The organism is Natronomonas sp. EA1 (assembly GCF_051195035.1).
Lineage (GTDB): Archaea > Halobacteriota > Halobacteria > Halobacteriales > Haloarculaceae > JBNTJV01.
On the sequence record NZ_JBNTJV010000005.1, the window covers coordinates 89,264 to 108,174 of the forward strand.

Annotated in this window: 19 protein-coding genes and 1 pseudogene; 16 read left to right on the top strand and 4 right to left on the bottom strand. The window is 62.7% G+C overall.

Going from position 1 to position 18,911, the window contains the following annotated elements:
* The first annotated feature begins 53 nt into the window (after window positions 1-53).
* Window positions 54-569, top strand: coding sequence for a redoxin domain-containing protein (locus ACQUQR_RS15245; RefSeq protein ID WP_435197375.1), 516 nt, complete (start codon window positions 54-56; stop codon window positions 567-569).
* Window positions 570-735: 166 nt separating this feature from the next.
* Here ACQUQR_RS15245 and ACQUQR_RS15250 read toward each other — a convergent pair whose 3' ends face one another.
* Together ACQUQR_RS15250 and ACQUQR_RS15255 are read right to left on the bottom strand one after the other, a co-directional pair.
* Window positions 736-1,149 carry a PadR family transcriptional regulator gene (locus ACQUQR_RS15250; RefSeq protein ID WP_435197376.1) on the bottom strand — a complete coding sequence of 138 codons (414 nt, stop codon included), beginning with the start codon at window positions 1,147-1,149 and terminating at the stop codon, window positions 736-738.
* A gap of 160 nt (window positions 1,150-1,309) precedes the next feature.
* Window positions 1,310-1,770 (bottom strand): annotated as a pseudogene (locus ACQUQR_RS15255) (hypothetical protein); the annotation flags it as partial.
* A 304-nt stretch (window positions 1,771-2,074) separates the two neighbouring features.
* On the opposite strand from ACQUQR_RS15255, the gene ACQUQR_RS15260 reads away from it, so the two are divergent.
* The 15 genes from ACQUQR_RS15260 to ACQUQR_RS15330 all read left to right on the top strand — a co-directional run bounded on the left by ACQUQR_RS15260 (window position 2,075) and on the right by ACQUQR_RS15330 (window position 16,521).
* Window positions 2,075-3,085, top strand: coding sequence for a HEAT repeat domain-containing protein (locus ACQUQR_RS15260; RefSeq protein ID WP_435197466.1), 1,011 nt, complete (start codon window positions 2,075-2,077; stop codon window positions 3,083-3,085).
* Window positions 3,086-3,143: 58 nt separating this feature from the next.
* Window positions 3,144-4,373 carry an ABC transporter substrate-binding protein gene (locus tag ACQUQR_RS15265; RefSeq protein ID WP_435197377.1) on the top strand — a complete coding sequence of 410 codons (1,230 nt, stop codon included), beginning with the start codon at window positions 3,144-3,146 and terminating at the stop codon, window positions 4,371-4,373.
* Between the two features lie 2 nt (window positions 4,374-4,375).
* Window positions 4,376-5,602: an ABC transporter substrate-binding protein gene (locus ACQUQR_RS15270; RefSeq protein WP_435197378.1), complete on the top strand. Its 1,227-nt coding sequence runs from the start codon at window positions 4,376-4,378 to the stop codon at window positions 5,600-5,602.
* Between the two features lie 2 nt (window positions 5,603-5,604).
* Complete coding sequence (locus tag ACQUQR_RS15275) at window positions 5,605-6,582, top strand: NAD(P)/FAD-dependent oxidoreductase (protein WP_435197379.1); 978 nt, start codon at window positions 5,605-5,607, stop codon at window positions 6,580-6,582.
* Between the two features lie 2 nt (window positions 6,583-6,584).
* On the top strand, window positions 6,585-7,700 hold the full coding sequence (locus ACQUQR_RS15280) for a FecCD family ABC transporter permease (protein ID WP_435197380.1): 1,116 nt from the start codon (window positions 6,585-6,587) through the stop codon (window positions 7,698-7,700).
* Window positions 7,700-8,632 (top strand): ABC transporter ATP-binding protein, encoded by a 933-nt coding sequence (locus ACQUQR_RS15285; protein ID WP_435197381.1) that lies wholly within the window; start codon window positions 7,700-7,702, stop codon window positions 8,630-8,632. The genes ACQUQR_RS15280 and ACQUQR_RS15285 overlap by 1 nt, the downstream gene beginning before the upstream one ends.
* Complete coding sequence (locus tag ACQUQR_RS15290) at window positions 8,632-8,790, top strand: hypothetical protein (protein WP_435197382.1); 159 nt, start codon at window positions 8,632-8,634, stop codon at window positions 8,788-8,790. The genes ACQUQR_RS15285 and ACQUQR_RS15290 overlap by 1 nt, the downstream gene beginning before the upstream one ends.
* Window positions 8,791-9,981, top strand: coding sequence for an SLC13 family permease (locus tag ACQUQR_RS15295; protein ID WP_435197383.1), 1,191 nt, complete (start codon window positions 8,791-8,793; stop codon window positions 9,979-9,981).
* Between the two features lie 261 nt (window positions 9,982-10,242).
* Complete coding sequence (locus ACQUQR_RS15300) at window positions 10,243-10,668, top strand: hypothetical protein (protein WP_435197384.1); 426 nt, start codon at window positions 10,243-10,245, stop codon at window positions 10,666-10,668.
* Window positions 10,669-10,745: 77 nt separating this feature from the next.
* A complete protein-coding gene (locus ACQUQR_RS15305) occupies window positions 10,746-11,303 on the top strand; it encodes a carboxymuconolactone decarboxylase family protein (protein WP_435197385.1) in 558 nt (185 codons plus the stop codon).
* A gap of 173 nt (window positions 11,304-11,476) precedes the next feature.
* Window positions 11,477-12,415: a sulfite exporter TauE/SafE family protein gene (locus ACQUQR_RS15310; RefSeq protein WP_435197386.1), complete on the top strand. Its 939-nt coding sequence runs from the start codon at window positions 11,477-11,479 to the stop codon at window positions 12,413-12,415.
* 157 nt (window positions 12,416-12,572) lie between these two features.
* The gene (locus ACQUQR_RS15315; protein ID WP_435197387.1) at window positions 12,573-13,436 is read left to right on the top strand and encodes an SDR family oxidoreductase; all 864 of its coding nucleotides are present in this window, start codon (window positions 12,573-12,575) and stop codon (window positions 13,434-13,436) included.
* Window positions 13,429-14,394, top strand: coding sequence for a patatin-like phospholipase family protein (locus ACQUQR_RS15320; protein WP_435197388.1), 966 nt, complete (start codon window positions 13,429-13,431; stop codon window positions 14,392-14,394). Before ACQUQR_RS15315 ends, ACQUQR_RS15320 begins: the two co-directional genes overlap by 8 nt.
* A 6-nt stretch (window positions 14,395-14,400) precedes the next feature.
* Window positions 14,401-14,862, top strand: coding sequence for an HTH domain-containing protein (locus ACQUQR_RS15325; RefSeq protein WP_435197389.1), 462 nt, complete (start codon window positions 14,401-14,403; stop codon window positions 14,860-14,862).
* 33 nt (window positions 14,863-14,895) lie between these two features.
* Window positions 14,896-16,521, top strand: a complete 1,626-nt coding sequence (locus ACQUQR_RS15330) for a hypothetical protein (RefSeq protein WP_435197390.1) — start codon at window positions 14,896-14,898, stop codon at window positions 16,519-16,521.
* 26 nt (window positions 16,522-16,547) lie between these two features.
* Here the strand turns inward: ACQUQR_RS15330 and ACQUQR_RS15335 are convergent, their stop codons facing one another.
* Complete coding sequence (locus ACQUQR_RS15335; RefSeq protein ID WP_435197391.1) at window positions 16,548-17,432, bottom strand: hypothetical protein; 885 nt, start codon at window positions 17,430-17,432, stop codon at window positions 16,548-16,550.
* A 72-nt stretch (window positions 17,433-17,504) separates the two neighbouring features.
* Complete coding sequence (locus ACQUQR_RS15340; protein WP_435197392.1) at window positions 17,505-18,866, bottom strand: dihydrolipoyl dehydrogenase family protein; 1,362 nt, start codon at window positions 18,864-18,866, stop codon at window positions 17,505-17,507.
* Between the last annotated feature and the right edge of the window lie 45 nt (window positions 18,867-18,911).

Here is an 18,911-nt window from a genome sequence, read left to right on the forward strand (position 1 = left end):
TTTCATTGCACGACCCCGGCTTCTTGATGTCTGTTGTCGCGGTACTAGTTCACATGATTCGCATAGGACAGGAGGCCCCGGATTTCACGCTCCCCGGAGCGGCCGCCGGGACGATTGAAACGCACGGACTTTCCGAGTACACGGGTCGAGGCTGGGCGGTGGTTCTTGTGTTTTACCCCTTCGATTTTCACCCCGCATGTACCGAGCAGTGGTGTTCCTTACGCGACGCCGATTGGCTCACGCTCTTGGACGATGTCGTCGTCCTTGGGGTGGGCTCGGACGGGGCCTACTCCCACCGCGAATATGCGACGAAAAACAACATCCAGTTCCCGCTCTTATCAGACACGGACGGTCAGGTCAGTCGAGCCTATGGTGTATTGGCCGAGGAATTTGAGGGACACCGGGATGTTCCCGAACGAGCGACGTTCGTCGTCGATCCTGACAGAATCGTCCAGTACGCGTGGTCAGCTCGGAGCCCGGAGGAACACCCCGATCTCGAGGCACTGCAGAAAGCAACGAACTGTCGCGACAATCAATGCGCTATCGAGGAAACCGACGAGTCGACCTGACAGTCCTGAGATGACTGGAAAGCACCGTTCACGTGATGGAAGGAAGACATCTGCGGACTCCTCATCCATCGGTGACGAGTCACTGGTTCGCAACGAAAATTGACGTTACGACTTATCGGAATGAGCGAAGTACGAATGGAAACCAATTCTGAAATAGAGTACGTCCTCAGATGTCGTCGGGACGTGGGGCGTTCTCGTACTTGACCATCTTCTCAGGCTTGTCGGAGATGGTGTCGTAGAGCTGCTGGAGCGTCTCCTCAGCAGCGAGTAGGTTGTGCTTCTCCAGGAACTCCCGCCCTTCTTCCGTGAGCCCGTAGAACTTCCAGGGGTAGCCCTGCCGGCGCTGATCGTCATCGAGGGCGACCTCTTTGACGATACCTGCGTCGATCAGCTTCTGGATGTGTTTGTAGACGGTGGCGTCGCTCACGCGGGGGTTGAGCTCCTCGAGCTCGTACATCGAGGGGAGCTGGTCGGGATGCTGGAGGATGTTGTTGATCAGCGCGAACCGCGTCTGTTGGGTGACGAAGTGGACGAGTTCGCGGGATTCCATCCCCCCGGCGGTCCCCAGGTCGGCGCTCATACGACACAGTACACGCCCTGGCGACAAGTAGTTTACCCTTGAGTAAACCACTCTGGAGTAAACAAACAGGGCAAGTCGCCCCACAAGAACAGGTCGTCCCGTAGACCCTAATATCCCAACGTGGGAATCCCACGGCTTCAGCCGTGTGGAGGATGTCAAATCCGCCGGCGGGGGACCGCTGCTGCCAGTCTGGACAGGTACAGGATTCGCCGACGACGTCGACTTCGTAGCGGTTCCCGGACGCCGACTGTACCTCGTATCGACCGCCCTTCTCCAGCAACGAGACCGACATCTCCTCGGTGACCGCGCGACGGGTACGAGGTTCGAGATCGTCGACCTGCCCACCGTTGGCTGAAGCGACCATCCGGTCGCGAACGTCTCCTGTACAGCCACCATCCGGCGCGACGGCGTCAGGCCCGTGGACTCGCTCCTGAAGGAGGTCCTCGATCGGGTGGCCCTGCGGCCACAGGAAGTGGACTTCACGCCGCTCGCGATGGTCGTAGGACCCGCAGTCGACAGCGCTCCCGGCCAGACCCGCCACGCCCCGAGCGCACTCATTACGTCGACGATGAGGCACGGAACTGATTCGTACTCGTTGGGGTAGAAGATCCGAAAGCGCGTCTAGATGCTTCATGTAGATGGTGACCTCACTCACAGCCGCCCGGAGAGACTCTCCATCTCGCAGTGTCTCCCTGAGTTCGATTCCAGTTTTGTAGGCGTGAGTCATCCGGCAGGCGCGGTCCGAGAGCGGGTCCAGCGTCTCCGACATCGGTTCACGCTTGTGTCGGTGGGATTGAACTGACAGCGGTCTCGTCTACACCAGCATCTTCTCTCAATAGACATGCTCAGTGTAGGCTCCGCAGGCCAGTACAGAACCACCGGATTGAAGCGATTGGTCGTGAAAGTCAGTCACATACCCCCCCTGATGAGTGAACCAGATCAGCCGCCAACACCCGATCGCCTGACTTCTCTTCTCGAGGAAGGAAACCTCGAGGAGACCGTGGCGTGTCTCGACCGGCTCGGTGCGGCTGATGCTGAGACTCGCAAGCGTGCGTTGCGAGCGGTCCGGAATGTCGCTGAAGAGCCACGGGGATCCTTCGACGGGCTCGCTCGCCCACTTTCGACGTTCCTAACTGACGAAGACCGCGCGGTCAGATTAACGACCGCGAAGCTGTTCGTCACGCTCGCGCAGTCCGAACCGGCAGCCGTCCTGCCAGCCGTCGAGGCCCTCGCCGATCGGCTGGCCGACGACGAGGAGTTCTACTACGTCCGAGCGCGAAGTGCGGAAGCACTCGGCTACGTCGCGGTCGATTCCCCCGAGGACGTCACCGATCCGGAGACGTTGGCCGACCTCCGCATCGGACTGTCATTCGACGAACCCGAGGTCAAAGAGAAACTCGCGAAGGCGCTGGCCCACGTCGCACTCGGCGACCCGCGTCGGCTTCGCCACCAAGTCGACTCGTTGGCCGAGCACCTCGACGACGAGAACGAACTCGTCCGGTACCACCTCTGTACGGCACTGGTAGTCGTCGGGTGTGAGTATCCAGACAAGCTGGCCGAGGCGGCGGAACCGCTCCAGGGGCGACTCGGTGACGAGAACCCGTACGTACAGGGGCGGGCGGCCGAAGCGCTTGGACTACTCGCCACGTCCGAGACTGCCGCTGGGGCAGAGTTCGACCCCGATGATGGTGCGGGCACGCACGAGGACCCACCGACCTTCCTGACCGACCGACTGTCGTTCTGCCAACGGCAGGTAGCCAGCGACCAGTCCGCGGACGCTCCCGAGGGGGTCGGCACGATTGAGGCGATTCGAGACGGTACAGACGCCGTAGTCGAGGAAATGACGGCTCCTGACGGCGATGCGTGTCCGCACTGTGGGCTCGACCTACCTGAAGATGGGCCGCCGATGTGTCCACGCTGCGGTGCGCCTCGCTGACATTTTGGCCTGCCTAAAACTCGGAACGTTTTTGTGTATTTAGGCTAGCCTAAACCGTATGGCAGGCGATTCCAGCGATCACGGGGCCCCAACGCGCAGAGAGTACGTGAAGTATGGCGGCGCGGTCGTCGGAGGTGGATTGCTCGCCGGCTGTGCGGGACAGGGCGACGGTGGATCGACGCCGACCGAAACGGAGACCGACGAGTCAACCGCGACCGAATCGTCGACGCCGGAAGACCAGAGCTACTCGGTGACGATGTCGCCGATGGGGACGGTGGAGTTCGAGGAGGTACCCGAGTCGGCAGTGGCCTTCGACGACCAGTGGATAGACCACATGGTCGCGCTCGGACAGGCCGACAAGGTGGCCGGACTGGCTCGCCCCGATGGGTACTTCACGGAGTATTACAAGCAGTTGCCTGGCGTCTCACTGGACACGGACAGCATCGAGAAAATCTGGGGCGGGGACAGCATCGACAAGGAGGTACTGTACTCCGTCGACGCCGATGTTCACCACATCGACCCGATTCGCTCGACGCAGAACCTCGGCTTCGACGAGGCCGATGTCGAGGAAGTCAGGGAGCGAATCGGTCCGTACTTCGCCAACCGGTACAGTCGCTCGCACAACGCACCGGAGTCGGTGGATGAGTACCAGTACTACACGCTGTGGGAACTGGCCGAGAAGTTCGCGCAGGTGTATCAGGTACCCGGCCGCGTCGAACAACTGAAACAGATCCGCGACGAGATGGTTGCGGATATCGAGAGCAACCTCCCGCCGGAGGACGAGCGGCCGACCGTCGGCCTTGTCGCCTTCTGGGACAAGAACGAGAAGTGGTACCCGTACAAAATCAATCAGGAGGGATTTGGACGCTCGCATTATCAACACCTTGGGGTCGACGACGCCTTCGACGATAGCGACAAGACCTACAACGCCAGCTACGACGCCGCATACGACCACGAGGGGATGCTCGACATTGACCCGGACATCCTCATTCAACACTTCGGTATCACCTACCCCGACAGCGGCGAGAGTTCCATGGAGCAGTCGGTGTACGAACCGGTCCGCAACGACCCCGTCGCGAGCGAATTGACCGCAGTCAAAAACGGCCGCTTCTACGCCGGTGGCACTGCTTTCCAGGGACCGCTGTACAACCTCTTCCAGATTGAAATCGCCGCCAAGCAAATCTACCCCGACCGATTCGGGGAGTTCCGTGGCGTCGGCAACACGCCCGAGAGCGAACAGATGTTCGACCGCCAACGCGTCGCGGACATCGTCAACGGGGAGATCTGAATATGAGTGAAAACGACACCAAGACGAACGAGGCACCGACGCGGCGAGAGTACGTGAAGTACGGCGGGACAGTCATCGGCGGGGGATTGCTCGCGGGGTGTGCGGGACAAAGCGACGAGGAATCAACGCCGACCGAGACGGAGACCGACGAGTCGACTGCGACCGAATCGTCGACGCCGGAAGACCAGAGCTACTCGGTGACGATCTCGCCGATAGGGTCGGTCGAGTTCGACGAGGTACCCGAGGACGTGATGGCGTACTCGCCACACTACGCCGACATGCTCGTCGGCCTGGGCGTCGGCGACCGACTCAACTCGCTCAGCTTCCCGGACTTCCTGTTCACCGGCTTCTACGACCAACTCCCCGGGGTCTCCGTCGACAACGATTCGCTCGTCCGGCTGTTCGATGAGGGGATGGACAAGGAGCTGTTGTACGAACTCGACAGCGACGTGCACCTCCAGGACCCGACGTGGATCCACAACGTCGGCGCGTTCGGACTGGACGAGAGCGACACTACGGAGATAGCGACCAATGTCGGCCCGTGGTTCGGCAACCGGTACAGCAGACGGAACAACTACGCGGGGTCGATGGAGTACGAGTACTACTCCATCTGGGAGCTGACAGCGAAGGTCGGCGAGGCGATGCGTCGGCGGGAGCGGGCGGTCGAACTCGAGCGGGTCTACGACGACCTCATCGGGACAATCCGCCCGCGACTCCCGACCGGCGACGCGCGGCCCCGGGTGCTGTTCGGCGAGCTCTACGACGACACGTTCTATCCGACGCCGTTCCGTCGGCCGGGACACGAGTTCGGCGTATTCAGGGACCTCCGGCTGCGTGATGCGATCCCGGAAGACGAGTACGAGACGTACCTGAAGACCGACGCGACGTTCGATTACAGCGGACTCCTTGAGCTCGATCCAGACATCATCATTCAGTCCCGAGGTATCGCCTACGAACAGCAGCGGGAACGGTCGCTTCAGGAGTACTTCTACGAGCGCTTACAGTCCGACCCGGTGGCATCGAAGGTGACGGCGGTCGAAAACGGCCGGCTCTATCCCGGACCGACGCCGTTCCTCGGACCGGTGTTCCGCATCTTCTGTGCGGAGATGTTGGCCAAACAGGTGTATCCCGACGAGTTCGGTCGGTGGCGCGGAGTCGGGGACACTCCCGAAGACGAACAGCTGTTCGACCGCCAGCGGGTCGCAGACATCATCAACGGCAACATCTGACCATGACCACCACTGAAAGCGAAGCGACCCATAGCCACGATTACGATGTCGTCATCGTCGGCGGCGGGCCGGCGGGCTGCTCGGCCGGCGTGTTCTGCGCCCGAGAGGGCCTCGACACGGTCATCTTCGACCGTGGGCGCTCCTCGCTCAAGCGGTGCGCCTATCTCGAAAACTACCCCGGCTTTCCGGCGGGCATCGACATCGAGACGCTGTACGCGTTGATGCACGACCACGCCGAAACCGCCGGCTGCGAGATCGTTCCCGATCTCGTCGAGTCGGTCGAACGCACCGACGACGAGGGCGGGTTCCACGTCACGCCACAGGAGGGCGATCCCGTCACCGCCCGGCGAGTCGTAGCTGCGACGCGCTACGACGGTGAGTACATGCGGGGGCTCGATGACAACGCGGCAATGTTCGAGACCCACGAACACGACGGCGAGGAACACGAGCACTTCGACAGCGAGTACGCTGACCACGACGGAACGACATCAGTCGAGGGGCTGTACGTCGCCTCGCCGTCGGAGGAAGCGGACACGCAGGCGATTATGGCTGCCGGTCGCGGTGCGAGAGTTGCCCACCGCGTCATCGCCGATGCCCGAATGGACGATGGCTGGTGGGAGGAAGTCGCCGAGGGCGTCGACTGGGTTCGTCGCGAGGCCGAGCTCGACGACGAGTGGGCCGACCGCGACAGATGGGTCGAATGGTTCAATAACTACTACGGCGAAGACGCGCCGGTTGAGGCGGATTCTGAGCGGTTCCAGCGTGTCCGCGAGGCGAAGATCGACGACTGGCTGTCGTCGTACGTCTCTCTCGAGGAGATCGACGAACGGGCCGCCGTCGGACAGGAAGCGCTCGCGGCACACCTCGACGTTGAGCGTCTCATCGCCGCCGTGGACGACGAGACGCTGCTCAACCACGTTGACGACGAGCTGATCCGCGAACGCGCCCGTGATATCGAGGCGACGGAGGTGAATTCGTAACCATGGCGACTGGTACGTCCTCCGACACCGATGCAACCAGCTGGCGCGAGCAGTGGTTCGGCTGGTTCGACGGCTCGCTGTTCACACTCATCATCGGCAGTCTCGCCGTCATCGTCGGCGGTGGTCTCGTTCAGGTGAGCTTCGGCGCGTTCTCGATGAGTATCGTCGAAGCCTGGCAGGCCGTGTTCAACCCGAACGTCATCTTCAATCTGCAAGCCTGGGAGGCGTTCCTCCTCGGGGGAGAAGTCCCGGAGATGAACAAACGCAGTCTCATCGTCTGGAACATTCGGCTACCGCGCGTGTTCGTCGGCGCGCTGGTCGGGATGAACCTCGCCGTCTCGGGAGCGATCTTCCAGGCGGTCACCCGGAACGAACTCGCCAGCCCGTTCATCCTCGGCGTCTCCTCCGGCGCGGGGCTGATGATCCTGCTGACGCTCGTGGTCTTCTCGGGACTGTCGGCGTTCCTCCCGATCATTGCCTCCATCGGTGGGGCAATCGCGTTCCTGATCGTCTACGCCATCGCGTGGAAGAACGGCACCTCGCCCGTCCGACTCGTGCTCGCGGGCGTCATCGTCGGCACCGTCTTCGGAAGCGTCCAGACGGCGCTGTTCTTCTTCGCCGACGACATCGGCGTCGTCCAGTCAGCCATCGCCTGGACCACCGGCTCGCTGACGGGCACCGACTGGGAGCAGGTGCGGATGGCGCTGCCGTGGACCATCGTGGCGATGGGACTCGCGTTGATCAGTTCCCGCCAGCTGAACGTCCTCCTGCTCGGGGAACAGACCGCGAGTTCACTGGGGATGAGCGTCGAGAAAGTTCGCTTCGCGCTCTCCGGAGTCGCGGTGCTGGCGGCGGCTGCGAGCATCGCCGTGGCGGGGATCGTCGGCTTCGTCGGTCTCATCGTCCCGCACATGGTGCGCAACATCGTCGGCAGCGATTACAAGAAACTCGTCATCGGCTGTGTGTTCGCCGGCCCGGCACTGATGGTCGTCGCCGACGTGGGAGCGAGACTCGCGCTCAATCCCGTCCAGATCCCCGTCGGCATCGTCACGGGGCTGATCGGCGGCCCGTACTTCCTCTACTTGATGCGCAAGCAGGACGAGATGGGTGAAATCTGATGTCACACGACCAAACCACGGATCCACGGACGAACGGGAGCGGCTCAGCGAGCACAACCGACGAGCAGTCCGGCAGCGAAACCGGTGGAAGTCTCGACGGTGAGGAGCTCGTTCTCTCGTATCCGAGTAGCGACGGTCCGATCATCGACGGCGAGTCGATCACGGCCAAACCAGGAGCCGTGACGGCGCTGATCGGACCGAACGGCTCCGGCAAGAGCACACTTCTGAAGGGACTCTCCGACCAGCTCGCCCCCGATGCTGGCTCCGTGCTCGTCGACGGCCGAGCGATCGAGACGTTCGACAAGAAGGAGCTCGCTCGGACGATGGGGCTGCTCTCACAGGAGAGCACCTCGCCCAACAGCATCACCGTCGAGGACCTCGTCTACCACGGCCGCTACCCCCATCGCGGGTTCTTCGAGAGCGTCACCGACGAAGACGAGCAGGCCGTCGAGCGTGCCATGGCGCTGGCCGGCTGTGAGCATCTGCGCGACCGCGAAGTGGGCAGTCTCAGCGGCGGGCAGAAACAGCTCGCGTGGATCGCGATGGTGCTTGCCCAGGACACCGACGTGCTCCTGCTCGACGAGCCGACGACGTTCCTCGATCTGCACCACCAACTCGAGGTGATGGAGATCGTCGAAACCCTCCGCACGGAGAGCGACATCACGGTGGTCGTCGTCCTGCACGACATCCAGCAGGCAGCACGGCTCGCCGACGAGATGGTCGTTCTCAAGGCGGGCACGATCCAGGCCCGGGGGACACCCGAGGAGGTCGTTACCGAGGAGCTGCTCGCGGAAGTGTTCGAGATCGACGCCGAGGTCGATCTCACGCCGCGTGGCCCACGAATCGAGCCGCTCAGAGCGCGCCACGACGACGACGAGGAACGCGAACGGCCGGCCAAGCCCGTCGCCCAGGCTGACGGCGGGGACGGCTGATGGCTACCGGCGACGCGTTCGAGACGGAGCTGGGCGCCTACCGCGAGCAGGTCGAGCGTCCCCTGTGGCGACTCTTCCGCGCCTATACACAGCTGTGGATCGCGAATCCAGATCGAAATCTGGTGGGTTCACAAGGGGAGTGGACGAAGTATCGCTGAATGGTTTCGGAGACGCTGGTAACTGGCTTGGTCGGCCTCACGTTCGGCCTGCTCTTTTTCCGCCAGATTCGCGTGTATCCGCTCACCCGTGCCGTCACGGCGGCGACCGGGGCGGTCGTCGTCGTCGCGCTCGGGGCCATCTCACCCGAACGGGCGCTCGCGAGCATCGATACCGAGACGATTTTGCTCCTGTTCGGGATGCTCGCACACGTCGAAGCGCTCTCTCGAAGCGGCTTCTACCCGTGGGCGGCGACGCTCCTCGTGCGGCGAACTGGGACCGTCCGGCGACTCGTCATCGGCACGCTCTGGGTCGCCGCCGGACTCAGCGCGCTCGCACTCAACGACGCTGTCGTCCTGTTGATGACGCCCGTGTTGATCCAGGCGGTCGAGGAGACTGACACGACGCCGACCGGACCGCTGATTGCGGTTATTCTCGGGGCGAACATCGGGAGCCTCGCGACACCGCTCGGCAACCCCCAGAACGCGTACATTCTGAGTCAGAGCGGGCTCTCGACCGTCGCGTTCGTGGCGACGCTGGCTCCCGTCGCGTTCCTCTCATTGCTCGTTACGAGTGGTCTCTTGGCCGTCCGATACGACGGGACAGCCGTTCGATCAACGGTGTCGCTGCCCGATCTCGATCGACAGTGGGCGCTCTCCAGCAGTGGATTTCTTCTCGCGACGTTCGTACTGTTGGCAGTGTTCCCAGCGACCAATGCGGGCATCGTTGCGGCTTCGATGGGCGTGCTCCATCTTGCGTGGCTACAGCTGTTCCGAAAAGTGCCGGGAAATGCGATCCTCTCGGAGATGGACTGGGGAATCCTCGTCCTCTTCGTGGGCCTATTCGTTCTCGTCGGGAGTCTCGAAGGGACCGCGCTGGTTGATCATCTCCGGACGGTCGAGGATGGAATCGGGTTCGCTGCCGTGATCTTTCTGCTCTCGAACGTCGTGAGCAACGTCCCGGCGGTTGTGCTGCTGTCGACGACGGTCACCGACCCGCAGTCGTGGTACGTGCTGGCCGCGGTGAGCACGCTCGCTGGGAACGCCACGCCCGTGGCGAGCGCTGCGACGCTGATCGTTCTGGACCAAGCGAGTCGCCGCGGAATCGACATCTCGGTCGTTCAACTCGTTCGAGTTGGGTTCCCAATCGCGGTGGTGACGACCGCTGTTGCAACGGGACTACTTCTGCTCTGAGCGGGCGGAAGAGGCTGAACGGAAATGAAGTGTTCGGAGACAGCTCTTCGCCAGTCCGAACTACGGCGTAGTTTCAGTCTGTATTCGCCCCACTTACTCGTCGCCAGACTTGAACGCGACCCGGTCGCGTGAAAGTAGAGGGTCTTCGCCATCCTGAAGCGGAGGCTCACCGAGGTTTCAGACGCTTTCGCGGGTGTGCGTCTCTCTTCAACGACCGCATCGTGGTTTAGTAGTCATCGTGCGTCTGATAGAACTGAACTCATGGCATCAGTTATTGCCGGTCTCGCTGGCGGCGTGGTTGCAACGATCGTTATGACCATCGCGATGATGATGATGGGAGATGGCGGGCCGCCGCCGACGGCGGCGCTCGTCGCGAAGTTCGCCGGCGGTGAGCCAGAGGACTACGCGATGCCGGGGATGGCGTTGCACTTCGTCTACGGCATCGTCGCTGGCGCGGTGTTCGCGGTCGGCGTTCCGCTGATAGGACTCAGTCTCGGTTCTATCGGCGTCGCCGTCGGTCTCGGGCTCGTCTATGGCATCATCCTCATGATTGGGGGGATGATGTTCTGGATGCGGATGGTCATCGGAATGGAGCCTGATAAGGGTATGATGATGATGTTCGGTACCGTCCACGTCATCTACGGCGTTGTTCTCGGCGCCTTCCTCGGCGCGGGCATCCTCGCGTAAGAGGAGACCGAGTCACGACACGAAGCGAACATCCCCACAACCCCCACGATTCCACCAATCATACGATACAGACACACATGTCCCGACTTCCGTTACTCGAATTAGAAGACATCCCAGAGGAGTATCACCACTTATTCACCGACGAGTACCTCGGCGACCGGCACATCTTCCGGGCGTGGGCACACAACCCGGAGGTTCTCGAGGCGACGCTGGAGTACCTGAACGTCCTGTACGATCAGCTCGGCCAGCGACGCAAGGAGCTGGTCATCCTGACCGTGGCCCGCGCTCGTGGGGCTCGCTACGAGTGGCACCAGCACGTCGATATCGCCCGCGCCAAGGGAGTCACGATCGAGGAGATGCAAGCCATCGGCGGGGGCGACCTCTCCCTGTTCGACGACGCCGAGTTCGTCTTACTCCAGTACGCCCGTGCCGTCGAGTCGGGGACCGTCACCGACCAGATTCACGACGCCCTGGCCCGTCACTACTCGTCTGGTGAGATCGTTGCCCTCGGTCTGCTCGTAGATTTCTACGTGGGTTTGTGTAACTACATCGCCTCCGTCGATCTCCCGTTCGAAGGCGGGGAGTTCGTCGGCTGGACGCCAGACGAGGAAACCGTGTCGGAACGCTTCGAATAGATGGCAGGGATGGGTGATACCGGTAAATCTAACGGTGGACTGCCTCTCTGGGCTCGAGATCGCCAGCAATCTGAGCCGCTTATGTATCCGAAGGAACGACGCTCCCGCTGGGGGATCCGAGCATGACTCGGTCTCCCGTTCTGGCATTCAGTGGCGTCGTCGGACTGTCGGGAGTGCTTACCGTACCGATGCTCGGCGTGGGGACTGGCATCGATCTCGGGACGATCGCGTTACAATCGTTCCCCGTGCCGGCTGGATTTCCTGTCGAGCAGTTCCTCGCCCACTGGTGGGTGTTCCCGGCCTCGGTCCTCTTCTCGCTGATCGCGCTCGCCTCGGGCGTCTCCGGGGCGCTGTTCTTCAGTCCATTCTTCATGTTGCTCGTCGGGCTGTCTCCCTCGCAGGCAATCGGAGCGGGGCTCATGACGGAGGTGTTTGGGATGGGCAACGGATTGCTGAACTACGTCCGACAAGGGGTCGTCGATTACGCAACGGCCAAGTGGCTCCTGATCGGTGCGGTTCCGGCGGTCGTGGTCGGGGCGTTCGCCGCCCACGTCGTCCCGACGGCGCTCCTCACGATCGCGTTCGGTGCCGGGCTCCTCCTCTTGGGCGCGTTCCTCGTCTACTACGACCCGCCCGAGGAGTGCGTCCCGGGCGAGTGTGAGGGCGAGTTCCTGAAACGGAAGAACACCGGACGCGGAACGACGACCATCGAGACGACGGACGGCGAGACGTACACCTACGACACCTGCTGGCGCCCACCCGGTCTCGGCCTGGCGACCGCTGGCGGGTTCATCACCGGGTTGATCAGCGCCGGCCTCCCGGAGATCACGACAACCCAGCTGATCGTCCGGTGTCGGCTCCCTCCGAGGGTCGCGATTGCGACGAGCGTGTTTGTACTCGCGGTGGCCGCGATTGCCGGCGCAGCTGTCCATGCATTAGCCGCCACCCCAGTGTGGTACGTCGTCGCGTGGTCGATTCCCGGGGTTCTCATCGGCGGGACGATCGGCACTCGGGTCGGGAAGTACGTTCCCAGCGAGATCATGGAGCCGGCACTCGGGGTCGTCTTCGCCATCGTCGGCGTGATCGTGCTCGCGAGCGAACTGCTCGCGTGAACGGAGGACGCCGTACAGCGGCTGCAGGTTCACGATCTCGAAGCCGTCGCCGGCAGAGAGATCGAGCGCGGCAGGCGCATTGTGAATGTCGACGTTGCTCTTTCGTTACACACCCGACGTACTACTTTACGCGCAGTCGAAGTACGTTCGGCTGAGTATGTCCACTGACACGTTCGACCTTACCGAACCGGAAGTGAGCGCAGAGGACCTTCTGGTGCTCGACGATCCGCATTTTGGCCCGGAGACCGTCGCGGTCGTCACGGGTGCCGCCTCCGGGATCGGACAGGCGACCGCGGTCGCGCTGGCGGCGAACGGACTCACCGTCGTCGGAGCCGATATCGACGAGGACGGGCTCGGGGAGACGGTCGACCTCGCCGCCGACCTCGACGCGACGGGAACGATACACCCCGTTCCGACGGACCTCACCGACGACGCAGCTGTCGAGGCGATGATCGAGACCGCGGCGGACCACGGGGAGCTGCGATACGTCGCGAACATCGCCGGAATGCAACACATTGCCTCCATCCCAGAGTTCCCGATGGAGCAATACGACCTGCTCCTCGATATCATGCTCCGGGCCCCGTTTCTGACCGCCAAACTGGCGATGCCCCACATCCGCGAGACCGACGACGGGGTGGGTGCGATCGGCAACATGTCCTCGGTCCACGGCCACTACGCCACGCAGGACAAACCCGCCTATATCACCGCCAAGCACGGCCTCACCGGACTCACGCGGTCGATCGCCGCGGAGGGTGAGGGGACGCTTCGAGGGTTCTCGGTGAGCGTCGGGTACGTCCTGACGCCGCTGATGGTGAACCAGATCGAGGACACCGCCCAAGAGCGTGGTATCTCCGAACGAGAGGTCGTCGAGGACGTGATGCTCGGGCAGGCCCGTACGAAAGAGATGATGACTCCCGTCGAGGTGGCGAACCTCTTCGTGTTCGGCTTCTCGGGTCACGGCAACCACCTCAACGGCGGGGACCTGCTCTGGGACGGCGGCTACACCACGACCTATGAGTGAGCGAGACCCGACGAAGGTCGCCATCGCCTGTCAGGGCGGCGGGAGCCACACGGCGTTCACAGCTGGCGTGCTGAAAGGCCTCCTCCGCGAGTGGGACGACGGATACGAACTCGTCGGCATCAGCGGCACGTCGGGGGGTGCGTTCAACGCGCTGGCGGCGTGGTACGGGCTCGTCACCGACGGCGAGGAGCGGGCGATCGAGCTGCTCGACGCGATCTGGCACGATCTCGCGGCCGACGACCTCACCGATCGGGTGGCCAACCAGTGGGTCGTCGGGCTCTCGCGGATCGAGGCGAGCGGACTGCCGGTCCCGCAGGCGAGCCCCTACGTCACCCCCGGCTCTCGCCTCGGGAAGGAACGGATCAGACGGACCCTCGAACGGCACATCGACTTCGACGCCCTTCCGGACCTCTGTGAGCGTGAGATACCGGAGCTCGTCGTCGGCACGGTCAATATCAACGCCGGCATCTTCGAGACGTTCACAAACGAGGACGTCACGCCCGACGCCGTTCTGGCTTCAGCCGCGGTTCCGACGCTGTTCGAGGCCGTCGAGATCGACGGTCACTACCACTGGGACGGGCTGTTCAGTCAGAACCCACCGATCGACGACCTGATGACCGTCGACTCGGCGCGCAAACCCGACGAGCTGTGGGTGATCCAGATCAATCCACAGGAGCGTGAGGGAGAACCCACGTCGCTCGAGGAGATCGCCGACCGGCGCAACGAGCTCGCGGGCAACATCTCGCTGAACCAGGAACTACGGGTGATACAACGGGTCAACGAGTGGATCGACGCTGGCCACCTCCCGGAGGGCGACTTCTCGAAGACACGAATCCGACGGATCGCGATGGGAGAGGCGTACCACTGCTCGACGAAGGTCGACCGGAGCCCGTCGTTCCTCCGGGAACTGATAGAGCTCGGCGAGCAACGCGCGACCGAGTTCCGGACAGGGGAGTGAGCCGTGATGGACGAGACGACCTCGCGGACCGTACGCGTGAAGGTGTGGCTGCGGGGTTACGTCCTCCCCGACGGTCCTCGGCGAACGGTCCTCTCTCGGCTCTTAGAACTCGAAGCCGCGGAGGTCGTGGAGGACGTCTCGGTACGGCGATGGGGAAAGTTCATCCCCGCATCGCCCGACGAGCTCGAGGCATCGCAAGTTCACGACCGGATCGCAGAGTTCCAGCAGTGGGCCGACCGTAACGGACACTCGCTCGAACCGGCCTTCCACCGGTGTGAACAGTCGACGATGGTCTCCGAAGAGCGATGCGAAGTGATTCGGCTCCCGCTCCAGTGTCTGGCAGTCTACGAGGACGACCAGCTCACCGGTGTGTTCCCGTATACGGATGACGAGGGAACGAACACGGTCGCAGACGGACTCCGCCGTCTCGAACAGGGTGACGACAGTGATGAAGCGCCGACCCGATAGTTCGGGACTCGAAAACCATAGACTCCCTTACGCATGACCGCACGCGCTCTCCGGTCGAGTGAAACACGGACTCGACGCCGGGCTATTCCGATACTCGCAGCCGTACTGGTCGGTGTCGCGAGCGTCGTCCCTCCGTCGTTCCCGGCCCAAGAGCTGTTCGAGACGCTCGTCATCGCCCAGGCGTCGCTGCTGGCAATCGTGATTTCGGTGTCGATGATGAGCATGCAGGTGTCGACGAACCGGTTCGCACCGCAGCTCTCGCGACTCTACCGGGAGAGTAGTTTCAACGCGATCGTCTGGCGATTCGGACTCTCGATCCTGCTGGACTTGGTGCTGTTTGCGCTGCCCACAGCCTGGGTGGGACGAGTGCCCGTCCGCGCCGTCGTCGTCGGTCTCGTCGTCGGCGTCGCGTCGTGGGCCTTCGTCGCGTTGCTCGACATCGAAGACCGCCTGCTCGTGTTTTTGAACCCCGAGCCGGTGCTGTCGTCGCTCGTCGACTCGGTTTCGTTCGAGCGGTATCACGACTTCTCGGTCGAGCGCCGCGAAGAGGGACAGGTCGCCCGGAATCCGATCCTCGAGATCATCCAGATGGCACAGACCTCTCTGGAACAGCGAGACAACTATAGTGCGCTCCGGGCGGTCGACGCACTGGAAGAAGCGACTGAACAGCTCTTGGCAGGGTATGCTGCTCTTTCTGAGGAGCGTCAACAGGAGACTGCTCGAGACATCCACAAGCTGTTCGACTACTGGAACCGGGTGGCGGACTTGGCCATCGAACGTGGCGCCGACGACGTCCTGCACGCGATCGTCGAGGGCGAGCGTGCGATCGGACGGGAGGCGATCGATCTCGATCTCTCGACGGCGGCGACCGGGGCAGTCGATGCGGTGTTTCACTTCTGTGCCGTCGCGCTCGCGAACAACCGACTTGAGGCTCAGTATCATGCCACGCTTGGAGACTTGCTCTCGGAAAGCCTGGAGGAGGGAATGCTCGCTGTCGCAGAGGGGGCAGTGAGCGACCTCTCGCGGCTCTCACAACTCGTCGATCGCCGCGAGGATGATTTACTCGTCGCAGACGACGATCGTATTACACCCCACGAGGAGTTCTTCGACAACTGGGCGTACTTTTTGAAAGTCCATCACTCCCAACTCGAGACGGATCAGTGTCGGGCACTCTACAGCCACTTCGAGGACGAATACCGAAGCATTCGTGAGGAATCGATTTCAGACGACCGCGTCGACAATCTCACACGCGTCGTCGGTCCTGGCTTTCGTGAACTCGGTGTCGCAGCTGCTAGCGTAGACGTACAGTGGGCAGTGAGCCGGACGACTGAACAACTCCTGGAACTCGCGATACTCACTGGCCGAACTTCGACGGCATGCATCAGGGATATCGAACGCATCGTCGAGGCTGGTGGTGCCGACGGTGTTCGTGATTCGATTCAGCGCCTCCAAACACGGCACGAGACAGAACCAACATCGGGCGACTCGGACCGGCAGTGGGACGTCTCCGACCCACTCGCTGACCACCATGCTGGAGGCGAGGGGTCGAGCCGGACTGGTCACGACCGACCTGTTCGTGCGGAGAACGTGTCCGAAAAATTCGACCAACTGCTCGACGATATCGACGGCGCAGTCTCCGAAATGATGAGAGTGGAATGATCTCGTCGACCGGATCTTACTGACCGTTACGGAACCAGAACGGCGCGTCCGGTTGCCGCCAAGACGACCAGTAGATAGAACATGGTCCCCAGTGCCGCGCTCGTCACGACGACGGAATCGGGATCGCGTCGGGGGAGCGCATGATGGAAGACGGGAATTTCGGTGAGCTCCGGACGTGTCAGCACGTGGTTCATGACCACCCCGAACGTGCCCACGACCAGGGGACCGAAGAGGAGACTGTTGACCAGCCGAAGGAGCCACTCCGTAGCCCTGTCGCCGAGCGTGAACGTCGCGATCGGTCCGAGGACCAGCTGCGGTGGCGGTAGCACGGTCATCGCCTGCCCGTACTTCGCATAGAGGAACAGCGCGACGCCGAGGACAATCGCGATGAGCTTGACCAGTCTCCCTCGTCGGACAGAGAGCGGGCGTGGCAGGACGAACAGGCCCAGCAAGAACGCGATATTCATTCCGACCCACGGGCCGAAGTCCTGTAAGGCGAGCGGGAGCCCTGTCGCAAGAATCCCCATGCTGAACCAGTCGAGGCTCAACAGTCGAGCGTTCGGACACGATCCCACCAGAATCTGTTGCCGGTGCGTCGGGTGGAGCAAATGAATTCCGACCCTCACGAGGAAGAACGTCGGGATCAGCAGGACGTATGCGAGCAGTCGTATCTGTAGGCCAGCGGGTGTGGCGACCGCACCGATAGTGAGGGCGGTGGAGAAGTCGATGACGCCATTGACGAACCAGAAGGTGAGCAACGACGGCGCGAACAGACAGCCGTTCAGTATCGTAGCGACATACCCCGTCGAATAGGAGAACTCCTGTGAAAACAGGTCGACGGCTGCGGCTCGAAGATTCGTCTGTAGTTCGAATAACGAATCCAGTCGCTCCTGAAACGCTTTCAACGTCATCCGGGCATCGATTGAGACGGTGTACTATCACCTACAAGTGGATGCTGAGATGGTGTCTTCCGATGAGACTGTTCAGAGCGGGACATCCTGGAACGCCGCCTCGACCACCTTGCTCAGCGTCGGGTGGGCGTGGATCGCCCCGGCGACGTCGTCGACGGTCGCGCCAGTTCGCATCGCGAGGACAGCCTCGTGCAGCAGCGTCGACGCCTCGTAGCCGATGGTGTGAGCACCGAGAATCTCGCCGTCCGGTGCCGCGAGCACCTTCAGGAACCCGTTTTTGAGCTTCTTCGCCCGGCCCATCGCCGAGTCGGCGTAGTCGGCACGTCCGACGACGTACTCAATATCTCCGTCGGTGAGTTCCTCCTCGGTCGCCCCGACCCCGGCAATCTGTGGTTCGGTGAAGATCGTGTGGGGCATCGCCGAGAGGTCGATTGCCCGCGACTCCCCGTGGACGACGTTCGCGACCGTGTGCCGGGTCTCGTAGTCTCCGGAGTGCTTGAACAGGGCGTTGCCCGCGATGTCACCCTGCGCCCAGACGTTCTCGGCGCTGGTCTGCAGGTACTCGTCGGTCTCGATGAACCCCCGGTCGTCGACATCGATGCCCGCCGTCTCGAGGTTGAGCGTGTCGCTGTTTGGCCGGCGTCCGAGTGCAACCAGCACCTCCGCGCCCTCGACGGTCGTCTCGTCGCCGGCCTCGGGTTCTGCGTGAACAGCATATCCCTCGCCGCTTTCCTCGACGGCCGTCACCCGGTGGCCGGTGTACACCTCGTGGCGGTCGGCCGCGATGTCGGTGAATGCCTCGGCGATATCGCCGTCCTCACGGGGAATCAGTGAGTCCATCATCTCGACGATGGTCACATCCGTTCCCATCGCCTCGAAGAAGTAGCCCAGCTCGACAGCGATGTACCCGCCTCCGAGGATCACGAGGCTTTCCGGCGTCTCGCGGAGGTACAGCGCGTCCTGGCTCGTGAGGTAGTCCACGTCTTCGAGTCCGTCGATCGGCGGTACGATGGGGCGGCTCCCGGCTGCGACGACCACTTTCTCGGCCGTCACCGCCTCGCCGTCGAGACGGACCGTCCGCTCGTCGACGAACTCCGTGCGTTCCTTGAACAGCGTGAGGTTCTCTTTCTCGCGGTAGCGCGCTTCCATGTCCTCAGCAATGCCGCCGAGCAGGTCGTCCATCTCGTCCACGACGGCGGCGTGGTCGATTCCGTCTATCGTTGCGTCGACGTGGAATTTCCCGGCCTCGCGGACGTGGGTCACCGCGTTTGCGGCCTGAATGAGCATCTTCGAGGGGTTGCATCCCCGGTTGAGACACGTCCCGCCGAGCGGACCCGGTTCGACCAGCGCCGTCTCCAGGCCGGCATCGGCTGCCGCTGCAGCCACGTTGTTACCCGTTCCACCGCCGATCACGAGGACGTCGAAGTCAGCCATATCTCTCTCGACGACACTGATGACAAAGAAGGTCACCCGGCGGTT

Bases quoted from the DNA above. Each gene is read 5' to 3' on its own strand.
- ACQUQR_RS15245 (WP_435197375.1), top strand. From the start codon at position 54: ATGATTCGCATAGGACAGGAGGCCCCGGATTTCACGCTCCCCGGAGCG.
- ACQUQR_RS15250 (WP_435197376.1), bottom strand. From the start codon at position 1,149: ATGAGCGCCGACCTGGGGACCGCCGGGGGGATGGAATCCCGCGAACTC.
- ACQUQR_RS15260 (WP_435197466.1), top strand. From the start codon at position 2,075: ATGAGTGAACCAGATCAGCCGCCAACACCCGATCGCCTGACTTCTCTT.
- ACQUQR_RS15265 (WP_435197377.1), top strand. From the start codon at position 3,144: ATGGCAGGCGATTCCAGCGATCACGGGGCCCCAACGCGCAGAGAGTAC.
- ACQUQR_RS15270 (WP_435197378.1), top strand. From the start codon at position 4,376: ATGAGTGAAAACGACACCAAGACGAACGAGGCACCGACGCGGCGAGAG.
- ACQUQR_RS15275 (WP_435197379.1), top strand. From the start codon at position 5,605: ATGACCACCACTGAAAGCGAAGCGACCCATAGCCACGATTACGATGTC.
- ACQUQR_RS15280 (WP_435197380.1), top strand. From the start codon at position 6,585: ATGGCGACTGGTACGTCCTCCGACACCGATGCAACCAGCTGGCGCGAG.
- ACQUQR_RS15285 (WP_435197381.1), top strand. From the start codon at position 7,700: ATGTCACACGACCAAACCACGGATCCACGGACGAACGGGAGCGGCTCA.
- ACQUQR_RS15290 (WP_435197382.1), top strand. From the start codon at position 8,632: ATGGCTACCGGCGACGCGTTCGAGACGGAGCTGGGCGCCTACCGCGAG.
- ACQUQR_RS15295 (WP_435197383.1), top strand. From the start codon at position 8,791: ATGGTTTCGGAGACGCTGGTAACTGGCTTGGTCGGCCTCACGTTCGGC.
- ACQUQR_RS15300 (WP_435197384.1), top strand. From the start codon at position 10,243: ATGGCATCAGTTATTGCCGGTCTCGCTGGCGGCGTGGTTGCAACGATC.
- ACQUQR_RS15305 (WP_435197385.1), top strand. From the start codon at position 10,746: ATGTCCCGACTTCCGTTACTCGAATTAGAAGACATCCCAGAGGAGTAT.
- ACQUQR_RS15315 (WP_435197387.1), top strand. From the start codon at position 12,573: ATGTCCACTGACACGTTCGACCTTACCGAACCGGAAGTGAGCGCAGAG.
- ACQUQR_RS15320 (WP_435197388.1), top strand. From the start codon at position 13,429: ATGAGTGAGCGAGACCCGACGAAGGTCGCCATCGCCTGTCAGGGCGGC.
- ACQUQR_RS15325 (WP_435197389.1), top strand. From the start codon at position 14,401: ATGGACGAGACGACCTCGCGGACCGTACGCGTGAAGGTGTGGCTGCGG.
- ACQUQR_RS15330 (WP_435197390.1), top strand. From the start codon at position 14,896: ATGACCGCACGCGCTCTCCGGTCGAGTGAAACACGGACTCGACGCCGG.
- ACQUQR_RS15335 (WP_435197391.1), bottom strand. From the start codon at position 17,432: ATGACGTTGAAAGCGTTTCAGGAGCGACTGGATTCGTTATTCGAACTA.
- ACQUQR_RS15340 (WP_435197392.1), bottom strand. From the start codon at position 18,866: ATGGCTGACTTCGACGTCCTCGTGATCGGCGGTGGAACGGGTAACAAC.